Source organism: Lederbergia lenta NBRC 16444 (genome assembly GCF_001591545.1).
Taxonomy (GTDB): Bacteria; Bacillota; Bacilli; order Bacillales; family Bacillaceae_C; genus Lederbergia; species Lederbergia lenta.
This window is the reverse complement of sequence record NZ_BCVC01000002.1, coordinates 438,764-463,922: the sequence shown is the minus strand read 5'-3', so window position 1 is coordinate 463,922 and position 25,159 is coordinate 438,764. Positions and strand designations below refer to the sequence as shown.

Annotated in this window: 27 protein-coding genes, 1 pseudogene and 1 riboswitch; of the genes and pseudogenes, 9 read left to right on the top strand and 19 right to left on the bottom strand. The window is 37.4% G+C overall.

The features are described 5' to 3' along the window. Positions 1 to 45: 45 nt before the first annotated feature. The 4 genes from BLE01S_RS12155 to BLE01S_RS12140 all read right to left on the bottom strand — a co-directional run bounded on the left by BLE01S_RS12155 (position 46) and on the right by BLE01S_RS12140 (position 4,204). Positions 46 to 435 carry a hotdog fold thioesterase gene (locus tag BLE01S_RS12155; RefSeq protein WP_066142174.1) on the bottom strand — a complete coding sequence of 130 codons (390 nt, stop codon included), beginning with the start codon at positions 433 to 435 and terminating at the stop codon, positions 46 to 48. 120 nt (positions 436 to 555) lie between these two features. Beyond that, positions 556 to 792: a hypothetical protein gene (locus BLE01S_RS12150; RefSeq protein ID WP_066142173.1), complete on the bottom strand. Its 237-nt coding sequence runs from the start codon at positions 790 to 792 to the stop codon at positions 556 to 558. A 95-nt stretch (positions 793 to 887) separates the two neighbouring features. Continuing rightward, positions 888 to 2,204, bottom strand: coding sequence for a Na+/H+ antiporter family protein (locus BLE01S_RS12145; RefSeq protein ID WP_066142170.1), 1,317 nt, complete (start codon positions 2,202 to 2,204; stop codon positions 888 to 890). A 497-nt stretch (positions 2,205 to 2,701) separates the two neighbouring features. Further along, entirely contained in the window at positions 2,702 to 4,204 is a 1,503-nt protein-coding gene (locus tag BLE01S_RS12140; RefSeq protein ID WP_066142308.1) for a leucyl aminopeptidase, read from the bottom strand. A 178-nt stretch (positions 4,205 to 4,382) separates the two neighbouring features. Here BLE01S_RS12140 and BLE01S_RS12135 point away from each other — a divergent pair, with 178 nt between their 5' ends. Further along, positions 4,383 to 4,865: a divergent PAP2 family protein gene (locus tag BLE01S_RS12135; protein WP_066142163.1), complete on the top strand. Its 483-nt coding sequence runs from the start codon at positions 4,383 to 4,385 to the stop codon at positions 4,863 to 4,865. Between the two features lie 90 nt (positions 4,866 to 4,955). Here the strand turns inward: BLE01S_RS12135 and spsC are convergent, their stop codons facing one another. The 3 genes from spsC to BLE01S_RS12120 all read right to left on the bottom strand — a co-directional run bounded on the left by spsC (position 4,956) and on the right by BLE01S_RS12120 (position 7,648). Beyond that, a complete protein-coding gene (gene spsC / locus BLE01S_RS12130) occupies positions 4,956 to 5,636 on the bottom strand; it encodes a stationary phase survival protein SpsC (protein WP_066142161.1) in 681 nt (226 codons plus the stop codon). Positions 5,637 to 5,832: 196 nt separating this feature from the next. Continuing rightward, positions 5,833 to 6,156: a YuiB family protein gene (locus tag BLE01S_RS12125; protein ID WP_066142160.1), complete on the bottom strand. Its 324-nt coding sequence runs from the start codon at positions 6,154 to 6,156 to the stop codon at positions 5,833 to 5,835. 274 nt (positions 6,157 to 6,430) lie between these two features. Continuing rightward, positions 6,431 to 7,648, bottom strand: coding sequence for an NAD(P)/FAD-dependent oxidoreductase (locus BLE01S_RS12120; RefSeq protein ID WP_066142157.1), 1,218 nt, complete (start codon positions 7,646 to 7,648; stop codon positions 6,431 to 6,433). A gap of 345 nt (positions 7,649 to 7,993) precedes the next feature. Here BLE01S_RS12120 and BLE01S_RS12115 point away from each other — a divergent pair, with 345 nt between their 5' ends. Further along, complete coding sequence (locus BLE01S_RS12115) at positions 7,994 to 8,992, top strand: NAD(P)/FAD-dependent oxidoreductase (protein WP_066142154.1); 999 nt, start codon at positions 7,994 to 7,996, stop codon at positions 8,990 to 8,992. An 86-nt stretch (positions 8,993 to 9,078) separates the two neighbouring features. On the opposite strand, the gene BLE01S_RS12110 is transcribed toward BLE01S_RS12115, so the two are convergent. Together BLE01S_RS12110 and BLE01S_RS12105 are read right to left on the bottom strand one after the other, a co-directional pair. Further along, complete coding sequence (locus tag BLE01S_RS12110; RefSeq protein ID WP_066142153.1) at positions 9,079 to 9,441, bottom strand: HesB/IscA family protein; 363 nt, start codon at positions 9,439 to 9,441, stop codon at positions 9,079 to 9,081. 220 nt (positions 9,442 to 9,661) lie between these two features. After that, positions 9,662 to 9,898 carry a YuzB family protein gene (locus tag BLE01S_RS12105; protein ID WP_066142150.1) on the bottom strand — a complete coding sequence of 79 codons (237 nt, stop codon included), beginning with the start codon at positions 9,896 to 9,898 and terminating at the stop codon, positions 9,662 to 9,664. A gap of 210 nt (positions 9,899 to 10,108) precedes the next feature. On the opposite strand from BLE01S_RS12105, the gene BLE01S_RS12100 reads away from it, so the two are divergent. The 3 genes and pseudogenes from BLE01S_RS12100 (at position 10,109) to BLE01S_RS12090 (ending at position 12,243) form a co-directional block, all read left to right on the top strand. Continuing rightward, complete coding sequence (locus BLE01S_RS12100; protein ID WP_066142149.1) at positions 10,109 to 11,176, top strand: NAD(P)/FAD-dependent oxidoreductase; 1,068 nt, start codon at positions 10,109 to 10,111, stop codon at positions 11,174 to 11,176. A gap of 251 nt (positions 11,177 to 11,427) precedes the next feature. After that, positions 11,428 to 11,844, top strand: coding sequence for a YugN family protein (locus BLE01S_RS12095; RefSeq protein WP_066142304.1), 417 nt, complete (start codon positions 11,428 to 11,430; stop codon positions 11,842 to 11,844). Between the two features lie 139 nt (positions 11,845 to 11,983). Then, positions 11,984 to 12,243 (top strand): annotated as a pseudogene (locus BLE01S_RS12090) (NifU family protein). Positions 12,244 to 12,380: 137 nt separating this feature from the next. Here BLE01S_RS12090 and yutH read toward each other — a convergent pair. After that, positions 12,381 to 13,376, bottom strand: coding sequence for a spore coat putative kinase YutH (gene yutH / locus BLE01S_RS12085; RefSeq protein ID WP_066142145.1), 996 nt, complete (start codon positions 13,374 to 13,376; stop codon positions 12,381 to 12,383). Positions 13,377 to 13,494: 118 nt separating this feature from the next. On the opposite strand from yutH, the gene BLE01S_RS12080 reads away from it, so the two are divergent. Then, on the top strand, positions 13,495 to 13,995 hold the full coding sequence (locus BLE01S_RS12080; protein WP_066142143.1) for a phosphatidylglycerophosphatase A family protein: 501 nt from the start codon (positions 13,495 to 13,497) through the stop codon (positions 13,993 to 13,995). 94 nt (positions 13,996 to 14,089) lie between these two features. Here BLE01S_RS12080 and nucF read toward each other — a convergent pair whose 3' ends face one another. Together nucF and BLE01S_RS12070 are read right to left on the bottom strand one after the other, a co-directional pair. Further along, positions 14,090 to 14,854 carry a 5' nucleotidase NucF gene (nucF, locus tag BLE01S_RS12075; protein WP_082788713.1) on the bottom strand — a complete coding sequence of 255 codons (765 nt, stop codon included), beginning with the start codon at positions 14,852 to 14,854 and terminating at the stop codon, positions 14,090 to 14,092. Between the two features lie 55 nt (positions 14,855 to 14,909). After that, positions 14,910 to 15,347, bottom strand: coding sequence for a DUF86 domain-containing protein (locus BLE01S_RS12070; protein WP_066142138.1), 438 nt, complete (start codon positions 15,345 to 15,347; stop codon positions 14,910 to 14,912). A gap of 172 nt (positions 15,348 to 15,519) precedes the next feature. On the opposite strand from BLE01S_RS12070, the gene BLE01S_RS12065 reads away from it, so the two are divergent. Further along, complete coding sequence (locus BLE01S_RS12065) at positions 15,520 to 15,816, top strand: cytosolic protein (protein WP_066142136.1); 297 nt, start codon at positions 15,520 to 15,522, stop codon at positions 15,814 to 15,816. A gap of 81 nt (positions 15,817 to 15,897) precedes the next feature. Here BLE01S_RS12065 and BLE01S_RS12060 read toward each other — a convergent pair whose 3' ends face one another. After that, positions 15,898 to 16,173, bottom strand: coding sequence for a YutD family protein (locus BLE01S_RS12060; RefSeq protein WP_066142133.1), 276 nt, complete (start codon positions 16,171 to 16,173; stop codon positions 15,898 to 15,900). Positions 16,174 to 16,289: 116 nt separating this feature from the next. On the opposite strand from BLE01S_RS12060, the gene BLE01S_RS12055 reads away from it, so the two are divergent. Then, positions 16,290 to 16,940, top strand: coding sequence for a YhcN/YlaJ family sporulation lipoprotein (locus tag BLE01S_RS12055; RefSeq protein ID WP_066142131.1), 651 nt, complete (start codon positions 16,290 to 16,292; stop codon positions 16,938 to 16,940). A 98-nt stretch (positions 16,941 to 17,038) separates the two neighbouring features. Then, the gene (locus BLE01S_RS12050) at positions 17,039 to 18,007 is read left to right on the top strand and encodes a M23 family metallopeptidase (RefSeq protein WP_197713560.1); all 969 of its coding nucleotides are present in this window, start codon (positions 17,039 to 17,041) and stop codon (positions 18,005 to 18,007) included. A 110-nt stretch (positions 18,008 to 18,117) separates the two neighbouring features. Here BLE01S_RS12050 and BLE01S_RS12045 read toward each other — a convergent pair whose 3' ends face one another. From BLE01S_RS12045 to sufB, 6 genes are all read right to left on the bottom strand, one after another. Continuing rightward, positions 18,118 to 19,707 carry a Na+/H+ antiporter NhaC family protein gene (locus BLE01S_RS12045; RefSeq protein WP_066142126.1) on the bottom strand — a complete coding sequence of 530 codons (1,590 nt, stop codon included), beginning with the start codon at positions 19,705 to 19,707 and terminating at the stop codon, positions 18,118 to 18,120. 102 nt (positions 19,708 to 19,809) lie between these two features. After that, a riboswitch (Lysine riboswitch) is annotated at positions 19,810 to 19,998 on the bottom strand. Between the two features lie 63 nt (positions 19,999 to 20,061). Beyond that, positions 20,062 to 20,823 carry a sporulation protein YunB gene (yunB, locus tag BLE01S_RS12040; protein WP_066142123.1) on the bottom strand — a complete coding sequence of 254 codons (762 nt, stop codon included), beginning with the start codon at positions 20,821 to 20,823 and terminating at the stop codon, positions 20,062 to 20,064. A 65-nt stretch (positions 20,824 to 20,888) separates the two neighbouring features. Next, positions 20,889 to 21,194, bottom strand: coding sequence for a YunC family protein (locus BLE01S_RS12035; protein WP_066142120.1), 306 nt, complete (start codon positions 21,192 to 21,194; stop codon positions 20,889 to 20,891). 50 nt (positions 21,195 to 21,244) lie between these two features. Continuing rightward, positions 21,245 to 22,624: a bifunctional metallophosphatase/5'-nucleotidase gene (locus tag BLE01S_RS12030; RefSeq protein ID WP_066142117.1), complete on the bottom strand. Its 1,380-nt coding sequence runs from the start codon at positions 22,622 to 22,624 to the stop codon at positions 21,245 to 21,247. A 54-nt stretch (positions 22,625 to 22,678) separates the two neighbouring features. After that, a complete protein-coding gene (locus tag BLE01S_RS12025) occupies positions 22,679 to 23,524 on the bottom strand; it encodes a DUF72 domain-containing protein (RefSeq protein WP_066142113.1) in 846 nt (281 codons plus the stop codon). A gap of 222 nt (positions 23,525 to 23,746) precedes the next feature. Further along, on the bottom strand, positions 23,747 to 25,144 hold the full coding sequence (sufB, locus tag BLE01S_RS12020; protein WP_066142110.1) for a Fe-S cluster assembly protein SufB: 1,398 nt from the start codon (positions 25,142 to 25,144) through the stop codon (positions 23,747 to 23,749). Between the last annotated feature and the right edge of the window lie 15 nt (positions 25,145 to 25,159).

Here is a 25,159-nt window from a genome sequence, read left to right as displayed (position 1 = left end):
AGTTTTCTCATTCCCGCTGCTCACCATTTTAAACAACTTGGTGGGTTATTCTGCATTTACCGGAACAATAGCCATTGTACATCTAGATACACAAATCAGTTTCTCTTCCTCGTCTTTTATTTTAATATCCCATACCATTGTACTTTTTCCACGATGCAGAACTTCTGCTATAGCGGTTACGACCCCATCCTGTTTAGAGCGGATATGATTGGCATTTATTTCAAGGCCAAAACAAATTTCCTTCTTTAAATCTATCATGACCGAGGCACCGACACTTGCCACTGTTTCAGCTAAGGCAACCGAAGCACCTCCATGTAAATATCCGAACGGCTGCCTTGTCCGCTCATCTACCGGCATTGTCGCAACTACCTTGCCTTGACCAACTTCTATAAACTCCATTCCAAGCGCTTCTATTAACGTATTTTTAATGTCCATATAATCACTCCATTTTATGTATATCGTATAATATCTATCACGATAAGAAAAGCAGATTGAGCCGTATCTTTTCTCCCTATAAAAAAAGCCCTCTGAATAAGATCAGAGAGCCGTCGGTGTTTAATAATTGTAAGGACTGCCATATCCACCGTAACCATAGTTATATGGACCTGTTGGCCCGCCATAAGGGTAATAAGATGGTGGTGGATACGGATATGGATAATACGGGCGGCGTGGACGTGCAAATGTAGCACCAAGACCACCGCCGATTAAACCGCCGACAAATCCTCCTAGCAACGGAGCACCAAAGAAAAAGCGGCTATCAGGACGTGGTTGTGGACCGCGATAATAATTCATTTTCAGTTTCCTCCCTTGTTTCTGAGCTAAAAGCCCTTCTATATCTGTTTATGCAACAAGAGAGGATATGGCATGGGCACTTTTCATTTTCCTACTTATAAAATCATGGCAGCAAACCAACCAAATAATATGAGTGGGATATTATAGTGTAAAAATGTTGGTACGCATGAGTCCCAAATATGATTATGCTGTCCATCTGCATTTAAACCAGCCGTTGGCCCCAATGTACTATCTGATGCTGGTGACCCTGCATCTCCTAAGGCAGCAGCTGTTCCTACTAAACTAATGGTTGCCAGTGGACTGAATCCAAGCTCAAGTGCAAGTGGCACAAAAATAGTTGCTATAATCGGAATGGTGGAAAATGACGAACCAATTCCCATTGTTACAAGTAGCCCCACAATTAACATGAGTAAAGCACCAAGTGAACGATTATTACCAATTAAATCAGCTGCGCTCTTAACAAGACTTTCTACATCTCCTGTTGCTGCTACTACCTCAGCGAAACCTGATGCGGCAATCATGACAAAACCGATAAAAGCCATCATCTGCATTCCTTGTGTTAAAAGTGAGTCTGCTTCTTTCCATTTGACCGAACCAGTTATATACAGAACAAGAATTCCTGATAAAGCTCCGAAAATCATTGATCCCGTCTCAATTTGAATAATTACTGTTGCAATTATAGCGATGAAAGAATAGATAATTCCTCGTTTCGTATACGTTTGATCGGTATTTTTCTCTATTATAGCCTCTTGCTTATATACTCGAGGTTTACGATAAGAAATAAAGATAGCGACCAACAATCCGACTGCCATTCCTGCTACTGGAATAACCATTGTCCCAGTGATATCAGCAACATTCATTTGCAGGCCGCTCTTTTCAAAATTTTCAGCAAGTAGTTGATGAAACAGCTGGCCAAACCCGACTGGCAGTAATATATATGGCGCAGTTAAACCAAATGTCAATACGCAAGCGATCAAGCGACGATCGATCTGAAACTCATTCATAATATATAGAAGCGGCGGAATAAGTAACGGGATAAAAGCAATATGAATCGGAATTAAATTTTGAGAGAAACATGCTATAAGTAAAATAACGAAAATAATTAATGCTTTTGATAAAGATTTCCCTCTCGAATCTCCTTTATTGCTGACTGCTTTCAGAACAATATCTACGAGCCATTTTGGTAACCCTGTATAAGAAATCGTAATAGCGAATCCACCTAGAAGTGCATAGCTCAGTGCAATATTTGCTCCTCCGCCAACTCCCCCAGAAAATGCATCTATAATTTCACTGATGCTTAATCCTCCAGAAAGACCTCCCGCGAAAGCCCCTGCAATTAAAGCAAAAACAACGTTGACTCTCAATAAACTAAGAATAAGCATGACTAATACAGCTATAATAACGGCATTCATAATAAATACTCCTTTCAGTAACAAAACAATCCTTTAGTTCGCTAAATTGGTAGAGTGATAAAATACAATTATTAGCATACACCCCATCCATGTTACTGTCAATAAATTTTTCTGAAGTTTATAGATTTGAAGATCATTATTAAGATAGGACTATGCATCTCTACAAAGAGTAGCCAGTAAATTAGAGAGAATCAGACACAATGACCATAGTTTTCCTTACTTCTTTGCCTTGCGTATTAAAGGATTGAATGAAAAAAATATTATTTTATAAACAGCCACTTTTTTCTCTGCATTTGCACGAGTTGAATAAGAGGATTTTCATGCTTACTTGCCTTCAAAAGTTCCTTTACATGCCGTCACGAATGAAATACCGGCCGTTGAACATTGTTTATAAGCTACGCGGGAGTATTTACTGGCTGTCATCAGCATTATACCTGTAAAAAAGGCCCTCAAACCTCCTTTACTAAAGAGGATTTGAGGGCTTATATTTATTTTGCTTATTGAATGGGTTCAAATCTTTCTGCAAGTAATGCGAGTGTTCGAACCATCACGCCAGTTGCTCCTGCAGGCCCAAGTTCATGATCTTTAGATATGGAAGCTGTACCTGCTATATCAAGATGGACCCAAGGGGTTTCTTCGGCAAATTCTCCAATGAAGGCACCCCCCATGATTGCATGGCCTTCCCGTCCTGGTGAATTATTTAAATCAGCAATTTTACTGCCACGTACTCTTTCTTTATCTTTCTCAGTATATGGAAGACGCCAAATAAATTCTCCCGCTTCATACGAAGCCTGTAACACTTCTTCAAAGAATGCTTCATTATTTGTAAGTGCCCCAGTTTTATCAAGTCCTAAGGCAATGATTACTCCACCTGTAAGTGTAGCTACATCTACTAAATAGTTTGCACCATGTTGCTTTGCGTAAGTTACTGCATCAGCTAGTACGAGTCTTCCTTCCGCATCTGTATTCAATACTTCAATTGTCTTTCCGCTTAACGAAGTTATAACATCATCTGGTTTGAAAGCTTCAGCACTTACCATATTATCCGTTGCTGGGATTACCGCGACCACATTCTGTTCAGGCTTCAAGCGACCAATCACATCCATTGCACCTAGAACAGCAGCTGCTCCTCCCATGTCCATTTTCATTCCAACGATGCCATCCTTTGGTTTTAACGAATAGCCGCCAGTATCAAATGTAACTCCCTTTCCAACAAGTCCAAGAACATCTTTCCATTCTTCGCGACCTTGGTACTTCAACACAATCATTTTTGGTGGTTCTACAGATCCTTGATTGACGGCAAGAAATGCACCCATTCCCAACTTTTCCATATCCGCCTTTTCTAAGATTTCTAATTCGAAATCATGTAAGCTCGCTAATCTACCCGCATATTCTGCGAGATGAGTGGCTGTTAATAAATTACTAGGCGTATTGACAAGCGTTCTAGCAAGATTCGTTCCTTTGCCATGAGCATCACCAACAAGTAAAGCTGCTTTAATAGCCTCTTGCTCACTATTAGTAAATACTTCTACTTGCGTAATATCCACTTCGGGTTCATTCGATTTCTTTTTGTAACCAGCAAATTCATACGTTGCAAGTATAGAAGCTTCGCTAAGTGCATGTGCCACATCAAGTGCAGTAATTTTCTCATTTACAAACGTATCAAGAGCTATAGACATAGAATGTAATTTCAGACTTTTAGCTTTTTTAAAAGCGACACCAAAAGCTTCACGTACGTGATCAAAAGTAATATTCTTTTCCTTGCCTAAACCGATAAAGAGATTGCGCTTAATATCTGTCTTTCCTAAACTATGTACAACTGAAACTTTTTTTAACTTTGCTGAAATATCTCCTGATTTAACAAGTTCAGTTAACCCACCTTGAAATGAGTCATCAAGAGGTTGTAATACTCCAGAAAATTTTTCCGGCTTGTCAAACAAACCAATCAACATACACTCCTGTACGCTTTCAAATGGATTTTTATTGGTAACTTGATACATTCCTATCACCTCAATCTTATTATAACGGAAAAAAGGAGTGGCTTCGAATTCATAGGCATAGAAATCATTTATTAAAGGAATGGATATACCATTAATTGCTGAGAGTGATTTCTTATGAGCAGATTGTGGTAATATATACAATAACCACATTGCACATTTGACGAGAGGATGTTTTTTGATGGAGGTTTTTACAAATTTTCCACTGTGGGCTTCAATCTCGGCCATCTTTTTTGCCCAATTTATTAAAGTACCCCTACACTATCTTATGACAAGAAAAGTGGATTTAAAGCTATTAACTTCAACCGGGGGAATGCCTAGCTCACATTCAGCGGCGGTTACTTCTCTAGCTACTGGAGTCGCATTGCATGAAGGAATGGATTCCACTTTATTTGCTGTTTCGGCCATTTTTGCTTTGATTGTAATGTATGACGCAAAGGGTGTTCGGCGACAAGCGGGCGAACAAGCGGCTGTTCTTAATAGATTGACTGCTGATTTTCAACGAATGTTAGAAGATACAAATATTTGGAAAAATAAAACACATACAGATAAACAGAAAGAAATAGTAATGCTTAAAGAACTACTTGGACATAAACCAGTAGAAGTATTCTTCGGCGCTTTAACCGGAATCATTTGGTCTTTGGCCTTATATAGTATCCTATAAGCTACCAGCAGCATCATGTATGCAATTTATTATCATTAAAATCTACATCTTTTACTAATAAAGAGGCTGATAACTGAATCAGCCTCTTCATTATTTCTTTTTTATATAGTTCTGGCGAAATACTTGCATTGTTTCATCCTCATTCATCGCAACTAACTCTTTTTCAGTTATTTTCCCGTTGCCTTTTTGAATAATATATACCTCAACCGTTTGTTTTCCCCATTCATTATACACATCAGCAACTGTCTCAAAATATAAATCTATGATGTCCCCTTTAATTGCTGATCCTGTATCTGCAACAACCCCATATCCATAGCCTGGGATGAATAGCACTGTTCCGAGCGGAAACACCTTAGGATCGGCAGCAATGGTTGAATAAAGATCTCTTTTCACTTTAACTCCTGAATATGTAATTCCATATAAGGGATGTCCTGGATTCTTCCCAGTTGACTCCACTCCAGCAGTATACCCCGTTGCTACTACTTCTTTGCTAGGATATTTCGACCAATCTCTTGAGACTTCCAAACTGGTCTCCTTGGCAACAGCTAATGGGTATGTTCTGTATGTTTCTTTTCCTTTAAATAACGACTTTAATGACAGCTCTACTGATTTATCAACATGATTCGGGTATGCCAAGTTAACTTTATTTAGAGCTGATGCTGCCAATGAACGCATTTTGACCCCAGACACAAATTCAACTGTCGTGAGTAACGCTCCAATCACTAACAAACTCATTACTAACCTTATGCTAAATTTCTTGATGTGTAGCATTGATTCACTCCTCTCAACTCTAGTGTTTTCCCACTCTGAGAGGATTTATTCCTATTTCACTAATTTTTTTAAAAAAGGGGGTTTTCTAAAAGGTTGTTTCACCACTGAGTAAATATACTTAGACTTCTGGAGAACACTGGCCAATGTGCAACATTGTTTTTAAAAAATAAAAAAAGACCTTCAAGATCGAAAGTCTTTAGAACATTCTATATCCTTTTGCTCTTAGTACTCGCATGGTTATTCCAGAAACAACAGCACCTGCAAACCCACTTAAAACGATCGCGATATCAGCTACAGCAAGTTTAGATATAATGTCACCTAATTCAGAAAAAGAATTTCCGGGATTAGTAAAATACTCACTAAACTTCACTCTATCTATAATTAATATAGCAATAATTGGATAAACAACCGCCATAATCCACGTCATTCGCAAAAGCATATTTAATATAAAGCCAATTCCAAAAAACAAAACGAAAAATAATAGCATCGAGATTAACATAACCGGGATAGCCATTTGCATTTGTAGTTCCTCCTTGATCATAAAGCACGCATGCGTAGAGTTACTTATAAAATTTACTGAAGATATACAATAAAAAAAGCACTATACCCAAGTTTACTGAATGTATTCAGTAGCGTCAATCCTGTGAGCAAGGCAATTTGATGACATTTTTGAACACTGCTAAGCACAATGATTTAAATGATTCTGTAAATCTATATCCAAATAATAATTAAGTATCGGGTTATAGAAACGCAAAAAAGACAGAATCACGAATGATTCCGTCCCTTTTTACATTTTAAAGTAAATTAAATTTACCTTTTTTCATTGTAAGTGGAATGCCACCTACCATAAATAAAGCTCTATTATCAACCATCTTTTTCATAAATGAAGCTTTCGTTCCTGTTACCTTTTTTCCAAATACAACACCAATCGCATCATCATCACCAAGTGAACAAACAGTTCCTTTATTATCAAATGCAAAAGTGTTAAGATTCGTATCACCTTTAACCAGTTTCGTAATATTCGCTGCTACAAGCTCACCTTGTTGCATAGCGATTTGAGCTGTTGGTGGATAAGGACGATTAATTGCCTCATTAATCACAAGCGAGCAATCTCCAATTACGAAAAGATCTGTAAATCCTGGAGCACGTAAATCAGCTTCCACTTTTACCCGACCGCGCATATTTTCAATTTCAGATGCTTCAATAATCGGATTACCGCGAACACCAGCAGCCCACACAACTGTCGCCGCTTTAATTTCTTCTGTCTCCGTTTCACCTTTCGCAACAATGATACCTTCAGGAGTCGCTTCTTTGATTGCTGTGCCAATCATAAATTCAATACCTTTTTTCTCCAAGTTTGCCATCGCATACTTAACAAGCTCTGGATCAAATCCTGGGAGAGCTGACGGTGCAGCTTCGACACAAACAACTCGTACAAGTTTTTGGTCAATATCATATTCCTTGCAAAGCTGTGGAATTCTATTTCCAAGTTCGCCTAAAAATTCAATACCTGTAAATCCAGCGCCGCCAACAACAATTGTCAAGCGTTCTGATTTTTTTTCAGCTTCTACTTTATAAGTCGCGAATTGATATTCAATATGTTCACGAATTTGACGTGCAGCATTCACGTTACTAATTGAAAATGCATACTTGTCAAGTCCTTGAATACCAAATGTTTCTGAAGCCCCGCCAAGTGAGATAACAAGATAATCGTATGAAAGCTCACCATTATCAAGCTGCACTTTTTTCGCTTGATGATCCACTTTCAAAGCGGTAGCTTGGATAAATTCTACTTTACTTTTATCGATGACTGACGAAATATCGTAGCGTACTTTATCATGATGAAGTGTTCCTGCTGAAGCCTCATGTAACCAAGTAGTTTCATAATGATAATCATTTTTATTTACTAATACAATATCAGCTTCATTATTGCTAAGCTGTTTTTGCAAGCGAGTTACTGTCATCAATCCGCCATAACCAGCGCCCAATACAACAATTTTCGGCCTTTTCATAATAAACACTGCCACCTTTGCTTCATAATTATGTGAGATTATACGATAAAAGTTCACACATAGCTAATTGGATAATTTCAATGTGATTCTCTTCACGTACAATAATAAAAAACTAGAAATATGTCATATATAAGATTTATCCCACTTACATCATATGGCTTTTATTCATCTATTTCAAGCGTATTAATGGAAAAAATAAATTTTAAATAATTCAGAATCAATATTGGCGCTTTTTGTAGAATTTTCGGAGGATATTTTTAATTCAGGTCACAGATAATGTCATTAGCATACGTATGTGATAATATAAAAAAAGATGTATTTTTAAATTATCAGGAGGGGTTACCTTTGCAAGAAGATCAAAAAGTATACGATATTACAGTTTTGGGTGGAGGACCTGCAGGTATGTTTACTGCTTTTTACGGAGGCTTAAGAAACGCTAGTGTTAAAATTATTGAAAGCCTTCCACAACTTGGCGGACAACTTGCAACACTCTATCCTGAAAAATATATATATGATGTTGCTGGCTTTCCTAAAGTGAAGGCGCAGGACTTAGTGAATAACTTAAAGGAACAGTTGGATATGTTTTCTCCAACCGTTTGCTTAGGACAAGCAGTAGAAGATGTGGAAAAAATGGAAGATGGTACTTTTAAATTAACGACTAACCAAGAAATTCATTACAGTAAAACAATTATTATTACAGCTGGGGTTGGTGCTTTTCAACCTCGTCGTCTAGATCTCGAGTTAGCTGATAAATATGAAGGTGTTAATCTCCACTATTTTATTGATGACATGAACAAATTTGCTGGCCAAAAAGTTGCTGTGCTTGGAGGTGGAGATTCTGCAGTTGACTGGGCACTTATGCTTGAACCTATTGCAGAAAAAGTAACACTCATTCATCGTAGAGATAAATTCCGTGCTCATGAAAGTAGTGTTGTTCAGTTGAAAAATTCGACTGTAGAAGTAAAAACACCATTTACCGCATGCGACATTGTTTGTAACGATGAATCAATTGAGCAATTGATTCTCCAAGAAGTAAAAGGTGAAACGAAAGAAGCGATAGATCTCGATTCACTTATTGTTAACTACGGATTCGTTTCCGCTCTAGGGCCAATTAAAAATTGGGGATTAGAAATTGAAAGAAATTCAATCGTTGTAAATAGCCGAATGGAGACGAATATCCCGGGTATTTATGCAGCAGGTGATATTACTACTTATGATGGTAAAATTAAGTTAATCGCAACAGGGTTTGGTGAGGCACCTACAGCAGTAAGTAACGCAAAAGCCTATCTTGATCCTAAGGCTCGTCTACAACCAATGCATAGTACTTCTTTATTTGAACAGTAATGAAAAAGAACAGCGCATGATCCGCTGTTCTTTTTCTATATAATGAGTAAAAAAAGACCAGAGCACTTTCGCTCTGGTCCGTATATTTAACACTTTTCAGGTGTTCCTTCTACTTTCGGTGTTCTAAATGATGAACCACATCCACAGGATACAAGAGCATTTGGATTTTCAATCGTAAAACCGCCGCCCATTAAAGACTGTTTATAATCGATAACAGTTCCAACTAGAATCGGGGCGCTTTCATCGTCTATGATAATAGGTACACCGTATTGCTCAAAGTATTGATCATTATCATTTTTTTCTTGGTCTAAACTCATACCGTAGGATAATCCGCTACAACCGCCTCCGTTGATAGAAAAACGAAAATAAGCATCATCTTCTCCGTTTTGTTTCATCATATCTTTAATTTGCAAAGCTGCTGCTTCTGTTAGCGTAATGATCGTACTCATCGTATGCACTCCTTTCATCAGAGCTTTTTCTGATTGTATATTCTTTTATATTATACGTTATATAACGTGATATAACAACAGTTCGAGTCTTTCTTCACACCCGTCCTTGCAGCATACTGCTAATAGCAGTATAACTTACATGTTTAAAGCAAAAAGGTTAACTGACTTCTTCAGTTAACCTTTTTGCTTTATTTATCCGAGATTCTTTACATTCGGTATCTTAAAACATAGGATTTTCTTCAATATATTGATATATGGCTTTAACTAATCCATCGGGTGTATCACCAGTGACCACATCGCCGTTAACAAGGGCATATAAAGTTTCCCCGCATAACCCACAATGGTCTAGGCAGCCATATTCTACAATATCTAGATCAGGATCTTCTTCAAGTACCTGTAAAGCTTCATATCCACCGCTTCCCAAGTTACTTATACAAAATTCAATGATTGGATTCATCTGCATCACCTCATTAACAACATAATCCTACCCGTTTGATCTTAAATAGTCAATAAAACTGAGTTCATTTTTGTAAATGAGACACGTAAGGGCGGTTGTATATAATGAGGGAATCAGCTATACTTTTACGTGGATATAAATAATTTATGTTTTTTCTATAATATTTTCTCTCTAAGTATTCTTCAAGTAGACGCAAAAGGGGATATTTGCATGAAAAAGTTAGTTTTGCTCGGTGGAGGTTACGGTAATATGCGTGTTTTACGTGAGTTATTACCCAATCATCTACCAGAGGATGTATCAATTACACTTGTCGATCGAGTTCCATATCACTGTCTAAAAACAGAATATTATGCGCTCGCTGCTGGAACTGTCTCAGATCAAGATGTGCGTGTGGCTTTTCCTGATGATCCAAATTTAAGTATGAGATATGGTGAAATCGCAAACATTGATTTAGAAAATAAACTGATCCATTTCACAAATGAGGATCAAATTGATTTTGATCAATTAATTATTGGGTTAGGCTGCGAAGATAAATTTCATAATGTACCAGGTGCCGAGGAATATTCTCATAGCATCCAAACAATAGGAAAAGCTCGTGATACTTATCAAACATTAAATAACTTGCCAGCTAAATCTGTAGTTAGTATTGTCGGCGGTGGTTTAAGTGGTATAGAGCTTGCTAGTGAGCTTCGTGAAAGTCGACCAGACTTAACTATTAAATTATTTGATCGTGGTAAAACTATCCTATCGTCTTTTCCTGAAAGAATTAGTCGATATGTACAAAATTGGTTTAATACGAATGGTGTCGACGTAATTAATGAAGCCAATATAACAAAGGTTGAAACCGGCATCATTTATAATCATGATGAAGCTGTTACAACAGATGTTGTCGTTTGGACAGCTGGTATCCAGCCGAATAAACTAATTAGAGATTTGGATGTTGAAAAAGATCGCCAAGGAAGAGTTGTGTTAACCCCACATCATAACATCCCCGAACATGAAGATGTATATGTTGTTGGCGATTGTGCTAGCCTCCCATATGCGCCAAGTGCACAACTAGCTGAAGGACAAGCCGAACAAATCGTACAAATGATGCAAAAGCGTTGGAGCGGAAAAGAACTACCAGAAGCACTTCCGTCGATAAAGCTGAAAGGTGTTCTCGGTTCACTCGGTAAAAAACAAGGGTTTGGATTAATGAATGAGCGGGCTATCACTGGTCGAATTGCTCGAATTCTTAAATCAGGCGTGCTATGGATGTATAAATATCATAAGGGATGAGGTTTCGCTCCCTTTCGCAATCAGTCAGATAATGTTTGACTTAATAAGGTTTGAAGAACTTCTTAGAATCTCTGATCCGCACTTTTTTCATAAAGTTGCGGATTTTTTGTTGCGGAATTGTTGGGGATGGAAGTAATTCTCTTACTCATTATTATGATCTTAAAAGAATATTTTGAGTGGTACTCAAGTATTTAAACGGTACTTTTAGTTAATAATAATCATTATCTATATTTTAATAGGGAGTGATTATTATTCTGAAGTTACAAACAGATATTGAAGGTAAAAAGGCTTGCTTTGGCCAAATGCGTGACCATTTACAAGGGCTTGGATATGTTTTAGGTGGAGGATGGGATTATGATAGAGGAAATTTTGATTCTATTTTATGGCGTGAAGGTGGAGAAACAATTTATCTTAGAATCCCTTTCTTAGTATACAAAGGTATGTTAGATGAATATAATACTCTTGTGGAATTTCAGACGCCTTATATTATAAAACATGTAGTAAATACAGGCTTAGATAGAGATGAAGGAGCTTTACTAAGCGCGACAGGCTTAAGTCAGTTTCAAGAGCCACTTGATACTGACGGATACATAAGAGACAAGAATAAGTGGGAGGAAATCGGTCAACAAGCTGTTCAACAAGTGATACAAAACATTGTACATGTATAAAAATAACATATTTATCGATTTACTTTATTCACCTGGTTTTCTATGCTAAATTTTCTTTTTGATCAAATCTTATTCACACAATTTATGAACAAGTGCTTGATATATAGATTTTTTCCCTAATACTGTTTATAATGGTGATATGGAAAGGAGTCGATATCAATGTATGAAGAAGCAACAATTACTGATCAAGTTCAAGTAGTATTAGATAAATTGCGCCCCTTCCTGCTTCGTGATGGTGGAGACTGCGAACTAGTTGATGTAGATGAGGGTATCGTAAAGCTACGTCTACTTGGAGCTTGCGGAACATGCCCTAGCTCAACGATAACGCTAAAAGCTGGAATCGAGCGTGCACTAGTTGAGGAAGTCCCTGGCATTGTCGAAGTAGAACAAGTATTTTAATGAAAGTTAATCGCGATCCAGTTTTGGATCGCTTTTTTTATACGTTGAAATCCCGCTTCACTGCGAGGTTCCTCGACTAAAATCTCCACGTCCTGTGGACGTATATGAACGCCGCTAAACGAGCGCGTTCCGCTTTTCTATATCCAATCTATTATAGGGATTCTTTTTGTGTCGGCTCCGGCGATTTTGTAAAAGTGCTTGAGGAATAGTTCGTATTCCCCGGAATCTCGAATATATCGCCGCATTTTCTCCTCTAAATGTTTCTGTTTTGACTGAGTCTCAGCGGAATAGTATTCTTCAATACAAGAAAAATAATGAAGTGGAAACAAAAGACGCGCATATATAAGACGCCAAGAAAATTCTGTGATTGTTATAATCGACTGATAGCCTTGTAAAAAATGTATCATCTCCGGTTGAAATGATCTAGGTTGACGAAAATAGCAACCTCTAACCCACTCAGCAATATCCCTACCACAATGATCAAATACCCAGTCAAACGGATTTCTAATTTCAAGCGATTCTTTCCATAGGTTGTCGTGGAAGCGCTCATGGCAAATAGTTCCACGATCAGAGTATTGCGGAACTATATCCATCTCAGTGTCAGTCACGTATTGTATTGCATTTTCACAAAGACCAAGATAATAAGGAAAAGATTCAATAAAAAGTTTTTCGAACTCTTCTTCTGGCTTTTCTTGCACCGCAGCATGCCAAGCTCTTTCCAATTGCTCCAATCTTGTTATCCAATACTCTTTCCATTGGCCAATCCTGTTTATAGATGATATCTGTATTTGTATTTCTTTTCCTCTTTCATGGAATTTCGCAAGCATTCTTCCAACATTTTTTTGAGATCCTGATTTGCGTTTTGTATTTTTCAATAATACATAATCTTGTTCTTCATGTGTAATTAAAAATTTCCCTTCTGCTTGAGCAACAAAACGAGAAACTTTTTTATCTTGATACTTTGCCATATGTTCCGATATCTCATATAATTCAATTAACGTCTCCTGTTCCACATGTGTAACAGGGACAATAGTATATATTGAATCATTCTTCATATAGCGAGTAATATTTCCATCTTGGATGGATGATTCTGGTTTGATTTCATAGTATTTTTCCAATATTTCCATTGACATGTTTATCCCTCCCACTCAGTAATATGTATGAAGTTAGAGAGTTGATCATGAGCATTATTAAATTCCAAAAAGGGATAATTGCCTATGTCAAAGTAATTATGTAGAGAAGGGTGAAAAAATGGACAACGAACGAGTAGTTAGCGTAGCAGAAGAAACAGCAAGACGTTGGTTAAAAGAACGCGGCGTATTAATTGAAGATATTGGCGAGCTCGTTATGTATTTACAAAAAAAGTATCATCCCGATTTAACGATGGAAGATTGCATATATAATATTGAACGCGTGTTGCAAAAAAGAGAAGTGCAAAATGCCATTTTAACTGGAATTCAGTTAGACTTATTAGCGGAAAGTGGAAAACTTGAGGAGCCACTACAGTCGATCATAGAAAGCGATGAAAGCTTATATGGGGTAGATGAAATTTTAGCCTTCTCGATTGTGAATGTATATGGTTCCATTGGCTTTACGAACTATGGGTATATAGATAAGCAAAAACCAGGAATTTTGGAACGTCTCAATGATCATTCAACTGGTAAATGCCATACATTTCTTGATGATATTGTGGGAGCCATCGCTGCCGCAGCTTCAAGCAGATTGGCCCATAGTTCAAAAGGTGAAGTTTGAAAAAAATTTCCTAAAACGGTTCACTTAAGTCGAGCGCTTCTAAAGGTCTAAGTACCTTTAGAAGCATTGACCTCGTTTTTCTAAACATGCAATTTTATATGCACCAATCTTCTAGTGAGTGGAGCGCGTATGTCGGTAGAATATCTTTTTCCTTCAAGTGTTCTTCCATCGTTACTCCAGTATGGACGAGTAATGTATCTATACCTGACTTGATTCCCGCTAAAATATCCGTATCATAATTGTCGCCAACCATTAATGTATCTTTCTTAAGGGTTCCTATTTGTTCAAGTGCCTGTTCCATAATAATCGAATGCGGTTTACCTATAAAAATAGGTGCAATTTGTGTAGATACTGAAATAACAGATGTGATAGCACCATTACCCGGCATCAACCCTCTTTCCGTTGGCAAAGCGATATCTCCATTCGTTGAGATAAATGTAGCCCCTTCCCTCACTGCCAGACATGCCTTTGCTAATTTCTCATAGTTAATTTCTCTGTCAATTCCAACGACAACTACATTTGGCTGATTGTCAGTTATCAATAAACTTTTTTCAAGCATAGCTTGCCTTAGGCCTTCTTCACCAATCATAAAAACGCGAGCGTTAGGAAGATTTTTCGAAATATAATTTGCTGTAGCCATTGCTGTTGTAAATACTTCTTCAGCAGTAGCCTTTATTCCAAACCCGTTTAAATGATCAGCAACTTGTTTCGCTGTTTTTGATGAGTTATTTGTCACATACAAATATGGTATACCATTCGTTTTAAGCTTATGTACAAAATCGATTGCCGCTTTGATTCCTTCTGTTCCTCGATACATCGTTCCATCTAAATCAATTAAATATCCTTTATACTTTTTCAATATTATCCCCCTAAAAATATGAAGCTTGGTGGAAACGTCTTCGTTTTAGGATCCCCTAATTTTTAAATGCAGATACTGGGCCCAGCTCCGTCGCTAAATACTTACGAATGAAGGTAGGAAATTGCTCAAGCACATTCATTTTATCTTGTAGCAGATGTAATAAAGCTTCATGTTCTATATTAGTATATTGTTGCACAAGCATTTTTCTAAAAGAAATTATTGATTTCAATGCAGCTTCCATTTCCGCATTTATCACTTTTTCATCCATCAAAATATCAACAATATCTTCATAACTACCGGGGTCACGCATAATAAAACCGTCAATCATGGCATTCCCGGTGTCAAGAATCGCTTCTATTACCGTCGTAGCTAAACGCTCAAGCGCTGATTTTTCCAATTCAGAATCCCATGTTTTATTATTGTTAATTAGCTTCATTTGTTTTTCCATAAAAATTAAAGTTTCTTCCATTTTATCGCGATCAATAAAATACATCTGAACTTACCTCCATTTTGTATCTCTCTCTTCTATCTTACCAAATCAAAAGCTATTTGGTCTATTTGCGCATTTTCCGGATGTTATTAGTCTAAATAGGGCAAATTACCCTTAAGACTTCCTCTTGTTCAAATTGAAATTTTTATATAAACATAAAAAGGTGGTTCTACAAATGAAAAATAATCATAATAAAACAGATCCCACTTACACAGATATGTCTAACGTGGAAACACAAAAAAATTACATTATACCTGAAGATTTGCCTGAAGGTGGATATGGGGCACCAAGGGGCGAAAACACACCAGTAAAAAATAAATCTACTCCATGGAAAGAGGGACAGCGTTCATATAGTGCTTTTAACTATGAATTTAAGTCCATGCATGAAAATAAAACTCGAAACTTTCCTGGAGCGCATCCCACACACGATAATCCAGATGCAGAAACGGAACCACCATACGAAGATAGTTGATGAATAAGCGCAAACCCTACCCTCATTTTCAAACAAAGGAAAAGCATGGTTGGCGAATAAAATCCCATCCATGCTCATCTCTTAATTTTCTATTTTCTTTAATACGAAATAAGCACATCCAAAATTACAGTATTCATACAAATATTCAGTGAGCGTACCTATTTTTGTGTCAAATGAGGCTTTTTGATTTTGATCCGAAAAAAAGCCTTTTAAACGCAGTTGTCCATATCCCCAATCACCAACAATATAATCATATTTCGCTAAAATATCACTATACCGTTCACGAATCGCTTCCTCATTATATCCATCGCGAAATTCATCAATTAACTCATATTGCTGATTATTTATCATCATCATTTTCACCTACTTCTCCACACATTTTATTTAATATAAATTATAGCCTATCAACCAACATTTTCTAAGTAGATAATTCATTTTCTTGTGCACCCTATGTAAAGAGGGAGGTGCCATCCATGAAAAAAAGTTGGATAGTTATATTATGTTTGATTGTAGCATCATTAGCTGCATGCGGTACAACAAATTATGATAAAAGTGATCTTGGAACCAATACGCTGGATGTAGGGGAACGAAACAAACAAGTTGATAATGATCAATTCGGGTTTGTTCGCCAAGTGAAAACAACTTCTCCAAACCAAAATAACAAAAGAGTACCCATCCAAACAATAGATAAGGAAGAAACAGCAGATAAAATAAGTAAAATTGCAGTCAGTTTACCAAATGTCAAAGATATTAGCGTTCTTGTCACAGATCAAGAAGTATTAATCGCTTACGAAGTGAGTGATGATGAAGAGAAAGCCCGTTTTGAAACAGCGGATCAAGTGAAACAAACGGCAATAGCAATAGTACCCCGCTGGTATCATGTATATTTAACAGATGATCCAGCATTGAAACAAGATGTCAAAAATATCGCATCTATGACTGCTGTCACTAATGACAAAGATCGAACGGTAAAGAAAACAGTAAAATTAATGCTTGAACGCTCTCCACAAGGTAAAAATTTAAATGAGGAAGAAAATGCGAATGGTGAATCTTTCGACCAAGTGAATCAAAACTTAGAAAAAACAAATTATCATCAGCAAAATCAAAAAGAAAATCGCCGCTAATTCGTTAAATAATAAATGACAGTTTAGCTTGGCCATCGATTTCTATTAATGGCCAGGCATCCTTTCAATAAGATTTTCTGAAAAGAGGTGAATTTCTTGTGCGCAAGTTACTGCTTACCCTAATCCTATTTTTACTCCCATGGCAAGTTAACGCTGCCCCATTAACAGATGCTGAAATATTAGAACATAGGATGATTCTATATCAAAAAACTGAGGCTAGCACACAAGTTCCTTGGTATTACATTGCAGCTATCGATCAATTTGAAAGAAGCATTCGGCATGTTCGCAATGATTTGCCAAAACCAGATGGGATAACAGGGTACTATATAACCCAGGAAAAATGGGCTGGTTATACAAACCCAAATCCAAAAGACAAAAACCCCCTCTCCATCGGGATATTTGGTGGTATAGGAGTGGATGGAAACGGCGATGGGAAAGCTGATAAAGATAACGATGAAGATTTGCTCTTTGCAGTCGCTTCATACATTTCTCAATATGGAGTGAATGATCATTCTTTCCGGATCGCATTGTGGAATTATTATCAACGTGATAAAAGCGTGAACGCGATCATGACAAATGTTAAATTGTTTCGGAAATATAACCGAATTGATTTAATAGAGAAAGCATTCCCCATCCCCAAGTCACATCACTATTCCTACAATAGTACATGGGGGGCAGGAAGGGGCTGGGGTGGTAGAAGATCTCACGAAGGCACAGATATATTTGCTAGTTATGGAACGCCCGTTTATGCAGTCGCATATGGAGTCGTTGAATTGAAAGGTTGGAATAAATTTGGTGGTTGGCGTATTGGTATCCGTGATATAAATAATACGTACCACTACTATGCTCATTTAAATGGCTTTGCTAAGGATATTAACGTTGGAGATATAGTTGAACCAGGAACTGTCGTTGGAAGCGTTGGTAGCTCAGGCTACGGCCCTCCTGGTACATCTGGAAAATTCCCACCGCATCTTCATTTTGGTATGTATAAGGACAGTGGAAAAAATGAATGGTCCTTTGATCCTTTTCCTCATTTAAAAAACTGGGAAAGAAATAGTAAAAAATAAAAAGGAGCTGTCCAGATGTCACAGTAGTTGACTTTGGATACTCCTTCTTTTTTTATCATTAAATCGTGTTATCCTCGACTAGTAGATGCCTTCTTCCTCTAGTCGAGTGTTTATTTTGCCGATAATTTACTATTTAATTTTAGTTTCTTCTTTTTTTTGTTTTCCATAATCAAGGTGAAAATAACTAAGAGCAAAATAATCGTTAGTAAGCCTAAAAGCGTATTGTCCGTCATACCAAGAACAATATAACCGACCCCTGAAATAATTCCCGCCGTTATAGCATACGGAAGCTGTGTCAGTACATGGTCCATATGATTACAACCCGCACCTGTCGATGACAAAATCGTTGTATCTGATATTGGTGAGCAATGGTCACCAAATACAGAACCAGCTAATACAGCGGCCATTGCAGGCAATAATAATGAAATATCAGTAACAGCAATTATTTGCCCTGCAATTGGCAATAAAATACCAAAGGCTCCCCAAGATGTACCAGTAGAAAAGGCCATTATCCCCGCACCGAAAAACAATACAACAGGCAGAAACATTGGATCTAACTGAGATTTTTCTACTAAGCTTGCCAAATATACCCCTGTCCCTAAATCATCAATAAGAGCACTTATAGCCCAAGCAAAAAGTAAAATAAGCACAGCAGGCATCATTGATTGAATTCCTACCTTTAAACCAGTAATAATATATTTTGACTCTAATGATTTATGTTTCATTTGTTGACGGAAAAATAAAGCGATCGTTACAACTAGACCAAATAATCCACCATATAAAAGCGCAGCAGAGACATCGGCATTAGCGAATATATCCATGATAGATGCTTTGCCCTCTGTTTCATTTAACCCACTCCAAAAGATGATACCAACTGTTCCAATAAATAATGCTGCAATCGGCCATAATAAATCTCCAACAACACCTTTTTCACTATGGGGTAAATCATCTTTTACCTCACCCGGAATCGTTTTGTTCGGGTCATATGGAACGCCTGTCTCAATTGTTCGATCCTCATGCACTTTCATGCTACCAAAGTCAATATTTCTTATAGCAATGATGAAGACTAATGCCAACGATGTCCACACGTATAAATTCATTGGAATCATTTGCAAAAAGGCTGTTAATGGGGATATATCAGTTATATTATGAGTAATAAAGACTGTACCAATTATTCCAATAATAAATGCACCCCAGCTTGAAATAGGTGCAACAACGCAAACAGGTGCCGAAGTTGAGTCAATAATATAAGCAAGCTTTGCTCTTGATACACGGTGACGGTCTGTTATTGGTCGAGCGACCTGACCAACTGCTAAAGCATTAAAATAATCGTCGATAAAGATAATAATCCCAAATACTGCAGCTAATACTTGTGCCCCAGCTCTGCTTTTTACCCTCGTCATCGCCCATTCACCAAAAGCACGGCTTCCACCCACTATATTAATCAATGTAGTGATAGCTCCTAAAACAAATAAAAATAAAACAATATAAATATTCCATGTGTTCAAACTACCATCTTCAATAAAAATCCCTTTAATCGTCTCCCATAACGTGGAAACTGAATTAACTGGATTTCCTTTTTCCAACAGCAATGCAGAGGCGATAATTCCTGTCCCCAATGAAAGTAACACTCGCTTGGTTATGATGACCATTACTATCGCCAAAAGTGGCGGAAGTAATGAAAAAATTGAATTCTCCATTTTTCCTCCTATAGTTTGGAAGAGCTGCAGACAGATTTAAACACACAAAAAGAGCAATGATAGAGATCTACCATTACTCTTGTAATGTACAGGTACTCCATCGTGATCTGTAGCTCCCCATTTTTGATTCATTGTACATAATCAAATATGAGAGTGGTACCCTTATTCAGAGCAACACCAACGATCATGCATTGACATACATTCTCGCTTCGGCAAAATAACCTTTCAGCTATGATCACAGTTGTCATCCTTACACAGCTTACTGATTTATTTTGCTCCTCTACCCCATCCGACTTGATAAGGTTTGATTCATTTATAATTCTAATATAACATTTTTCCAGAAAACTAGCAATATCACTCCGGTTTAGTTGGCAGTTGGATGGATGGTCCAGTATTACCATTACCATTATAAAATTGCGGAACAGTCCCCTCTAGGTTTCCAATTGCAATGGGAATTGTTTGTTCCACAGTCGTCATTGTTGATTCGAACGGAATAATAATTTGTACGTTTACGATAATATGAATGGAAACAACATAAAAGGCACTATTAATTCCATACGGCTCTACATCATACTCTATATTCGTTTGCACATCTCCGATAGCCGTAAATCGTATCGGAATGCGTGGACCCAAATTTCCCAATAATGCATTATTCGTAGCCTGCCCGAGTGGCACAGAGTAAACAATTCCCTCATCTTCTTTAGTTTTTTCCATATCAATCTCTATATCCGCCTGAGATTCTAACTTGTGTAAATTATCGTTCTCTGCTTCCTTCAAGTTAGCTTGAACAAGCGTTGCAATATCTGACATAATCCGAGAAATAATCACAGTATTAAAATCTGTTGTGGTTCCTCCTGCACCGTTTGGTACTGTTTTCGTAACTTCGTCAATATCTTTTACATTAGGAACAACTTCTTTTACAGCATTATTTATGACCATTGGGGCAATTTTTCTAGTCTGTGATTCGGCAAAACTGACCAATGTCGGCTTAATACCTCTATTTACGATCCACAGCCCCGCGGCTGTTGAGAATATAAAAAAGACCAATGATAGCAATACGACATAACGGAACGGCAAAGGCCCGCGCCGTATCCTTCGAGCGCGAAATGCAGCCAATAAAATCCCCCCTTATCAACTAATATATGCTTATAAGGAGGGTTTTAGCGCTGTGAATTATATAATTAATCTATCATTTTAAGCAAGGCATCTTTTCCTTTCATTCCTACCTCTATTCCTAATTGTTCGGCTGCTTTTGTTATAGACTCTAACGGAGCTTCTAATAATTGGTCGATCGTCCTAACACCTAATGCTCTACCGGCAATAATTTGTCGATCGGCAAGATGTTGATTGAGCAATGCGACATCTAGCGCACCGCACATAATATATCCTTTGTCATTAGAAACTGTTAGCAAAGTTGTTTTAGGCAGGCTTACAGAGGTTGCAATAAAAGTAAAACCACCAATGTTAATTGGTACAACGGAAACCATCTTATTCACTCCTTCCAATACTCATATGTATGAATATTGGAAACAATAGTTTACTGTTGAGGGCCATAAAGTTTTTTCAATTTCCACTCCATTACATCCCGAAGAAATTCGGGCATATAATATTCTTTTCTTTCAGATCGTTGGATTTCCGGAAAAAACTTTCCGAATGTAAACATATCTATCGTTCCTAGCTTATAGATCTTATCAGGTTCTAGTGACTTTCCAGCAATCGTCGCATCTAACTTACTACGATTTATTTCAATACCACGATAAATAAACTTTCCCATTACCTCTCCTCTAAATCCTAGTCCTATTACTTTTAATTCAGGCCAATGATCACTCTCAGCATGCAGTATAATTTCCTTAAGCTCAGCTCCCGTTAATTCCACAGTACACGGATTGATTGGGTGTGGAAGCATTTGATGGAGATCATACTTTGTTACTTTCCCTCTTTGCAAGGGTCTAAGAACAAGACCTGAATTGATCAATGTACAATCGGCATCACACCATTCATGAATCGCTTCACATAAAATTTGAGGTAATTGCGAAGGGTAAGACCAATCGAAACTAAGTGGTTCAGGAATAATAGTAACTTCACTATTTAATTTCTTTTTACCTATTTCAGCATATGATTTTATTATATTTTCTTCGTTACAAACAGATGGCAGCTTGATCGTCTCCATGAGAGATGCATCCATTTCCACTTTCATATCTTGCTTTTTTATTGCCTTGACATAGCCTGCATATTGACCATACTTTCCCGCTGCTGCAAGTGTTGTACGATTTACTTGTTTGCCCGTATGTAAAATATGATGTGTATGCCCACCTAATATTAAATCGATGTTTGGATAAAGTCCCGCAATTTTTTCGTCATCATAGATACCTAAATGCGACAATAATATGATCATATCTGTTTTGTCTTTCAGTCTGTTTATCTGTATTTCCAACTCTGTCAGTGGTTCAGATAAATCCCATCCGAGCAGTTCATATAATTTCTTATAATATGCAGTTACCGCGATAACTCCGATTTTTGTTCCTTGCTTTGTTTCATATATTTGATGCGGTAAAGCCCATCTTGGTCTTTTCCTATTTGGGTAATACAAATTCGCTACAATCACATCAAAGTTTGCATCAGTATATAATTCGTCCAAGCCATTATGCGGCAGTGTTATGCCTTCATTATTACCAATTGTCACAGCTGTGTAGCCAACATCATTTAACAAAGCAATATTACCTTTTCCCATCGTCGATTCTGTAAAAGGATGCCAGCGATCTACAAAATCTCCAATATCAAAAATAAATACATCTTCCTTCATAGCTTCATGATACGCTTTTCTCTCTTTTAAAAACTGAGCTACTCTTGGCCAATTTTCAAAATGGCTATGATAGTCATTCGTATGATAAATATGGATCGTTTCCTTTACACTCACTTAGACACTTCCTATCAATAAGGGCAAATTAAGTTCGCCCTTCCACACGCTTATTTAAAATAAACCTAATTGTTTTGCAGCAAGTCCTTTATATTCTATATTCAACAACTCAATCAATTGTTTTGCATTATCGGCGGCATCTCCGCCAGAGTTATTATTAAACATAACAAATATATCTTTTGTTTCCATTTGCAATTTTAATAAATTATCTTTCCATTCAAGAAGTTCTACCTTATTATACCGATATAAATAGCGAACTTCACGCCAATTTTTACCATTAGGCTTCATCCATGCCGCTGTATTACGTCCGTGCAAGCGGACAAGCGTTTTTTCCTTATTTGTGGGAGTTAATACTGTTGGAACTGAACCCATCCCTGCCTGTGGCTCATCACAAATACTATGAATCCAGTTTTCTTCCTCCATAAATCTTAAGGTGCTTGCTCTGTACTGAGGATAAAACCATGTCTGGTTACGAAATTCTAAAGCGAGCGGAATATCGCCCATCTTCTCTCGGCAATACCGTAAATATGCTACATTTTCTTTTGTACAATCAAACCACGGTGGAAATTGAAACAGCACCATTGCTAACTTTTCACTCTCGATATATGGATCTAGCGATTGATTAAACGCTAGGAACATTTCTTCCTTTGTAGAATAAGGAATATCCCCCCGCTGATGTCCTGTCATCCCTTGATAAGCCTTTATTACAAAGTGAAACTCCGTTGGTGTATCTTTCACCCATTTTACTACATTTTTTTCAGATTGAATGGCATAGAAGGATGTGTCAACTTCAACGGTAGGGAAATGTGCTCCATATTCTTGTAACTTATCACGAGCCGTAACCCCATGCTTATAAAGTGTATCATGGTCACCCCAGCCAGTTACACCAATATAAATCACCTTATTCACCTACTTCTTGCTACAATTTTATATGAATAATTAAATTTTGGCTTTACAGTCTATATCGTTATTATAATCTATTTATTAACATAGTCCATAAGCGTATCTATTCACTTTTACTACTTCTTCTAATACCCTAAATGGCGATGGCGAAGCAATAACGTTTTTTCTCAAAACAAAAACCCGTCTGGCAAGTTTGCCGGACGGGTTTAGAAGTGGTATTTAACCGATGGAACCTTCCATTTCGAATTTAATAAGACGGTTCATTTCAACGGCATATTCCATTGGAAGTTCTTTTGTAAATGGCTCAATGAAGCCCATAACGATCATTTCAACTGCTTCTAACTCAGGAATTCCACGGCTCATTAGGTAGAAGAGTTGCTCTTCAGATACTTTAGAGACTTTCGCTTCATGTTCCAGTGAAATATTGTCGTTCAATATTTCATTATACGGTATTGTATCTGATGTTGATTTATCATCTAGAATCATCGTATCACACTCAATATTTGAGCGAGCACCATCGGCTTTACGACCAAAGTGAACAATACCACGATACGTAACTTTTCCGCCATGCTGTGACATCGATTTTGAAACGATTGTCGATGACGTATTTGGTGCTAGGTGCATCATTTTTGCTCCAGCGTCTTGGACTTGGCCTTTACCAGCTAGGGCAATCGACAATGTCATCCCTCTTGCTCCTTCACCTTTTAGCAAAACAGCAGGATATTTCATTGTTAATTTAGAACCGATGTTACCATCAATCCATTCCATCGTTGCACGTTCTTCACAAACTGCACGTTTTGTTACTAAGTTGTATACGTTGTTTGCCCAGTTTTGGATCGTTGTATAGCGGCAATATGCATCCTTTTTGATGATGATTTCAACGACAGCACTATGGAGTGAGTTCGTTGTATATACTGGTGCAGTACAACCTTCAACATAGTGAACAGATGCTCCTTCATCAACGATGATTAGCGTACGTTCAAACTGCCCCATATTTTCCGAGTTAATTCGGAAATATGCCTGTAGTGGAGTATCTACTTTCACACCAGGTGGTACATAGATGAACGACCCCCCAGACCAAACTGCAGAGTTCAGTGCTGAGAATTTATTATCAGAAGGAGGGATCACGGTCGCCCAGTGCTCGCGGAAAATATCTTCGTTTTCCTTAAGCGCTGAATCCGTGTCCTTAAAGACGATCCCTAAGTCTTCAAGATCCTCTTTCATGTTATGATACACAACTTCTGATTCATATTGCGCAGAAACACCAGCAAGGTATTTTTGTTCTGCTTCCGGGATTCCTAATTTATCAAATGTTTGCTTGATTTCTTCAGGTACTTCATCCCAGCTTCTTTCTGTTTGCTCAGATGGCTTTACATAGTATCTAATTTCGTCAAAATTGAGCGATTTTAAATCTCCGCCCCATTGTGGCATTGGCATTTTATAAAATTGTTCTAGTGATTTTAAACGGAAGTCAAGCATCCACTGTGGCTCTTCCTTCATTTTCGAAATTTCCTCGACAATTTCGCGAGTCAATCCACGCTCTGAACGGAATACAGAAACGTCTTTATCACTAAAACCATATTTGTAATCCCCGATTTCAGGTGCTTTTTTAGCCATATGTCATTCCCCCAT

Coding starts and splice junctions, on each gene's coding strand:
- sufB (WP_066142110.1), bottom strand. CDS start 25,144: ATGGCTAAAAAAGCACCTGAAATCGGGGATTACAAATATGGTTTTAGT.
- BLE01S_RS12140 (WP_066142308.1), bottom strand. CDS start 4,204: ATGTATCAAGTTACCAATAAAAATCCATTTGAAAGCGTACAGGAGTGT.
- BLE01S_RS12135 (WP_066142163.1), top strand. CDS start 4,383: ATGGAGGTTTTTACAAATTTTCCACTGTGGGCTTCAATCTCGGCCATC.
- BLE01S_RS12060 (WP_066142133.1), bottom strand. CDS start 16,173: ATGATGATGATAAATAATCAGCAATATGAGTTAATTGATGAATTTCGC.
- BLE01S_RS12035 (WP_066142120.1), bottom strand. CDS start 21,194: ATGGTTTCCGTTGTACCAATTAACATTGGTGGTTTTACTTTTATTGCA.
- BLE01S_RS12065 (WP_066142136.1), top strand. CDS start 15,520: ATGAAAAATAATCATAATAAAACAGATCCCACTTACACAGATATGTCT.
- BLE01S_RS12045 (WP_066142126.1), bottom strand. CDS start 19,707: ATGGAGAATTCAATTTTTTCATTACTTCCGCCACTTTTGGCGATAGTA.
- BLE01S_RS12100 (WP_066142149.1), top strand. CDS start 10,109: ATGAAAAAGTTAGTTTTGCTCGGTGGAGGTTACGGTAATATGCGTGTT.
- BLE01S_RS12105 (WP_066142150.1), bottom strand. CDS start 9,898: ATGAATCCAATCATTGAATTTTGTATAAGTAACTTGGGAAGCGGTGGA.
- BLE01S_RS12055 (WP_066142131.1), top strand. CDS start 16,290: ATGAAAAAAAGTTGGATAGTTATATTATGTTTGATTGTAGCATCATTA.
- BLE01S_RS12145 (WP_066142170.1), bottom strand. CDS start 2,204: ATGAATGCCGTTATTATAGCTGTATTAGTCATGCTTATTCTTAGTTTA.
- BLE01S_RS12125 (WP_066142160.1), bottom strand. CDS start 6,156: ATGCAAATGGCTATCCCGGTTATGTTAATCTCGATGCTATTATTTTTC.
- yutH (WP_066142145.1), bottom strand. CDS start 13,376: ATGTCAATGGAAATATTGGAAAAATACTATGAAATCAAACCAGAATCA.
- BLE01S_RS12070 (WP_066142138.1), bottom strand. CDS start 15,347: ATGTATTTTATTGATCGCGATAAAATGGAAGAAACTTTAATTTTTATG.
- BLE01S_RS12080 (WP_066142143.1), top strand. CDS start 13,495: ATGGACAACGAACGAGTAGTTAGCGTAGCAGAAGAAACAGCAAGACGT.
- BLE01S_RS12150 (WP_066142173.1), bottom strand. CDS start 792: ATGAATTATTATCGCGGTCCACAACCACGTCCTGATAGCCGCTTTTTC.
- BLE01S_RS12155 (WP_066142174.1), bottom strand. CDS start 435: ATGGACATTAAAAATACGTTAATAGAAGCGCTTGGAATGGAGTTTATA.
- BLE01S_RS12110 (WP_066142153.1), bottom strand. CDS start 9,441: ATGAGTACGATCATTACGCTAACAGAAGCAGCAGCTTTGCAAATTAAA.
- spsC (WP_066142161.1), bottom strand. CDS start 5,636: ATGCTACACATCAAGAAATTTAGCATAAGGTTAGTAATGAGTTTGTTA.
- BLE01S_RS12120 (WP_066142157.1), bottom strand. CDS start 7,648: ATGAAAAGGCCGAAAATTGTTGTATTGGGCGCTGGTTATGGCGGATTG.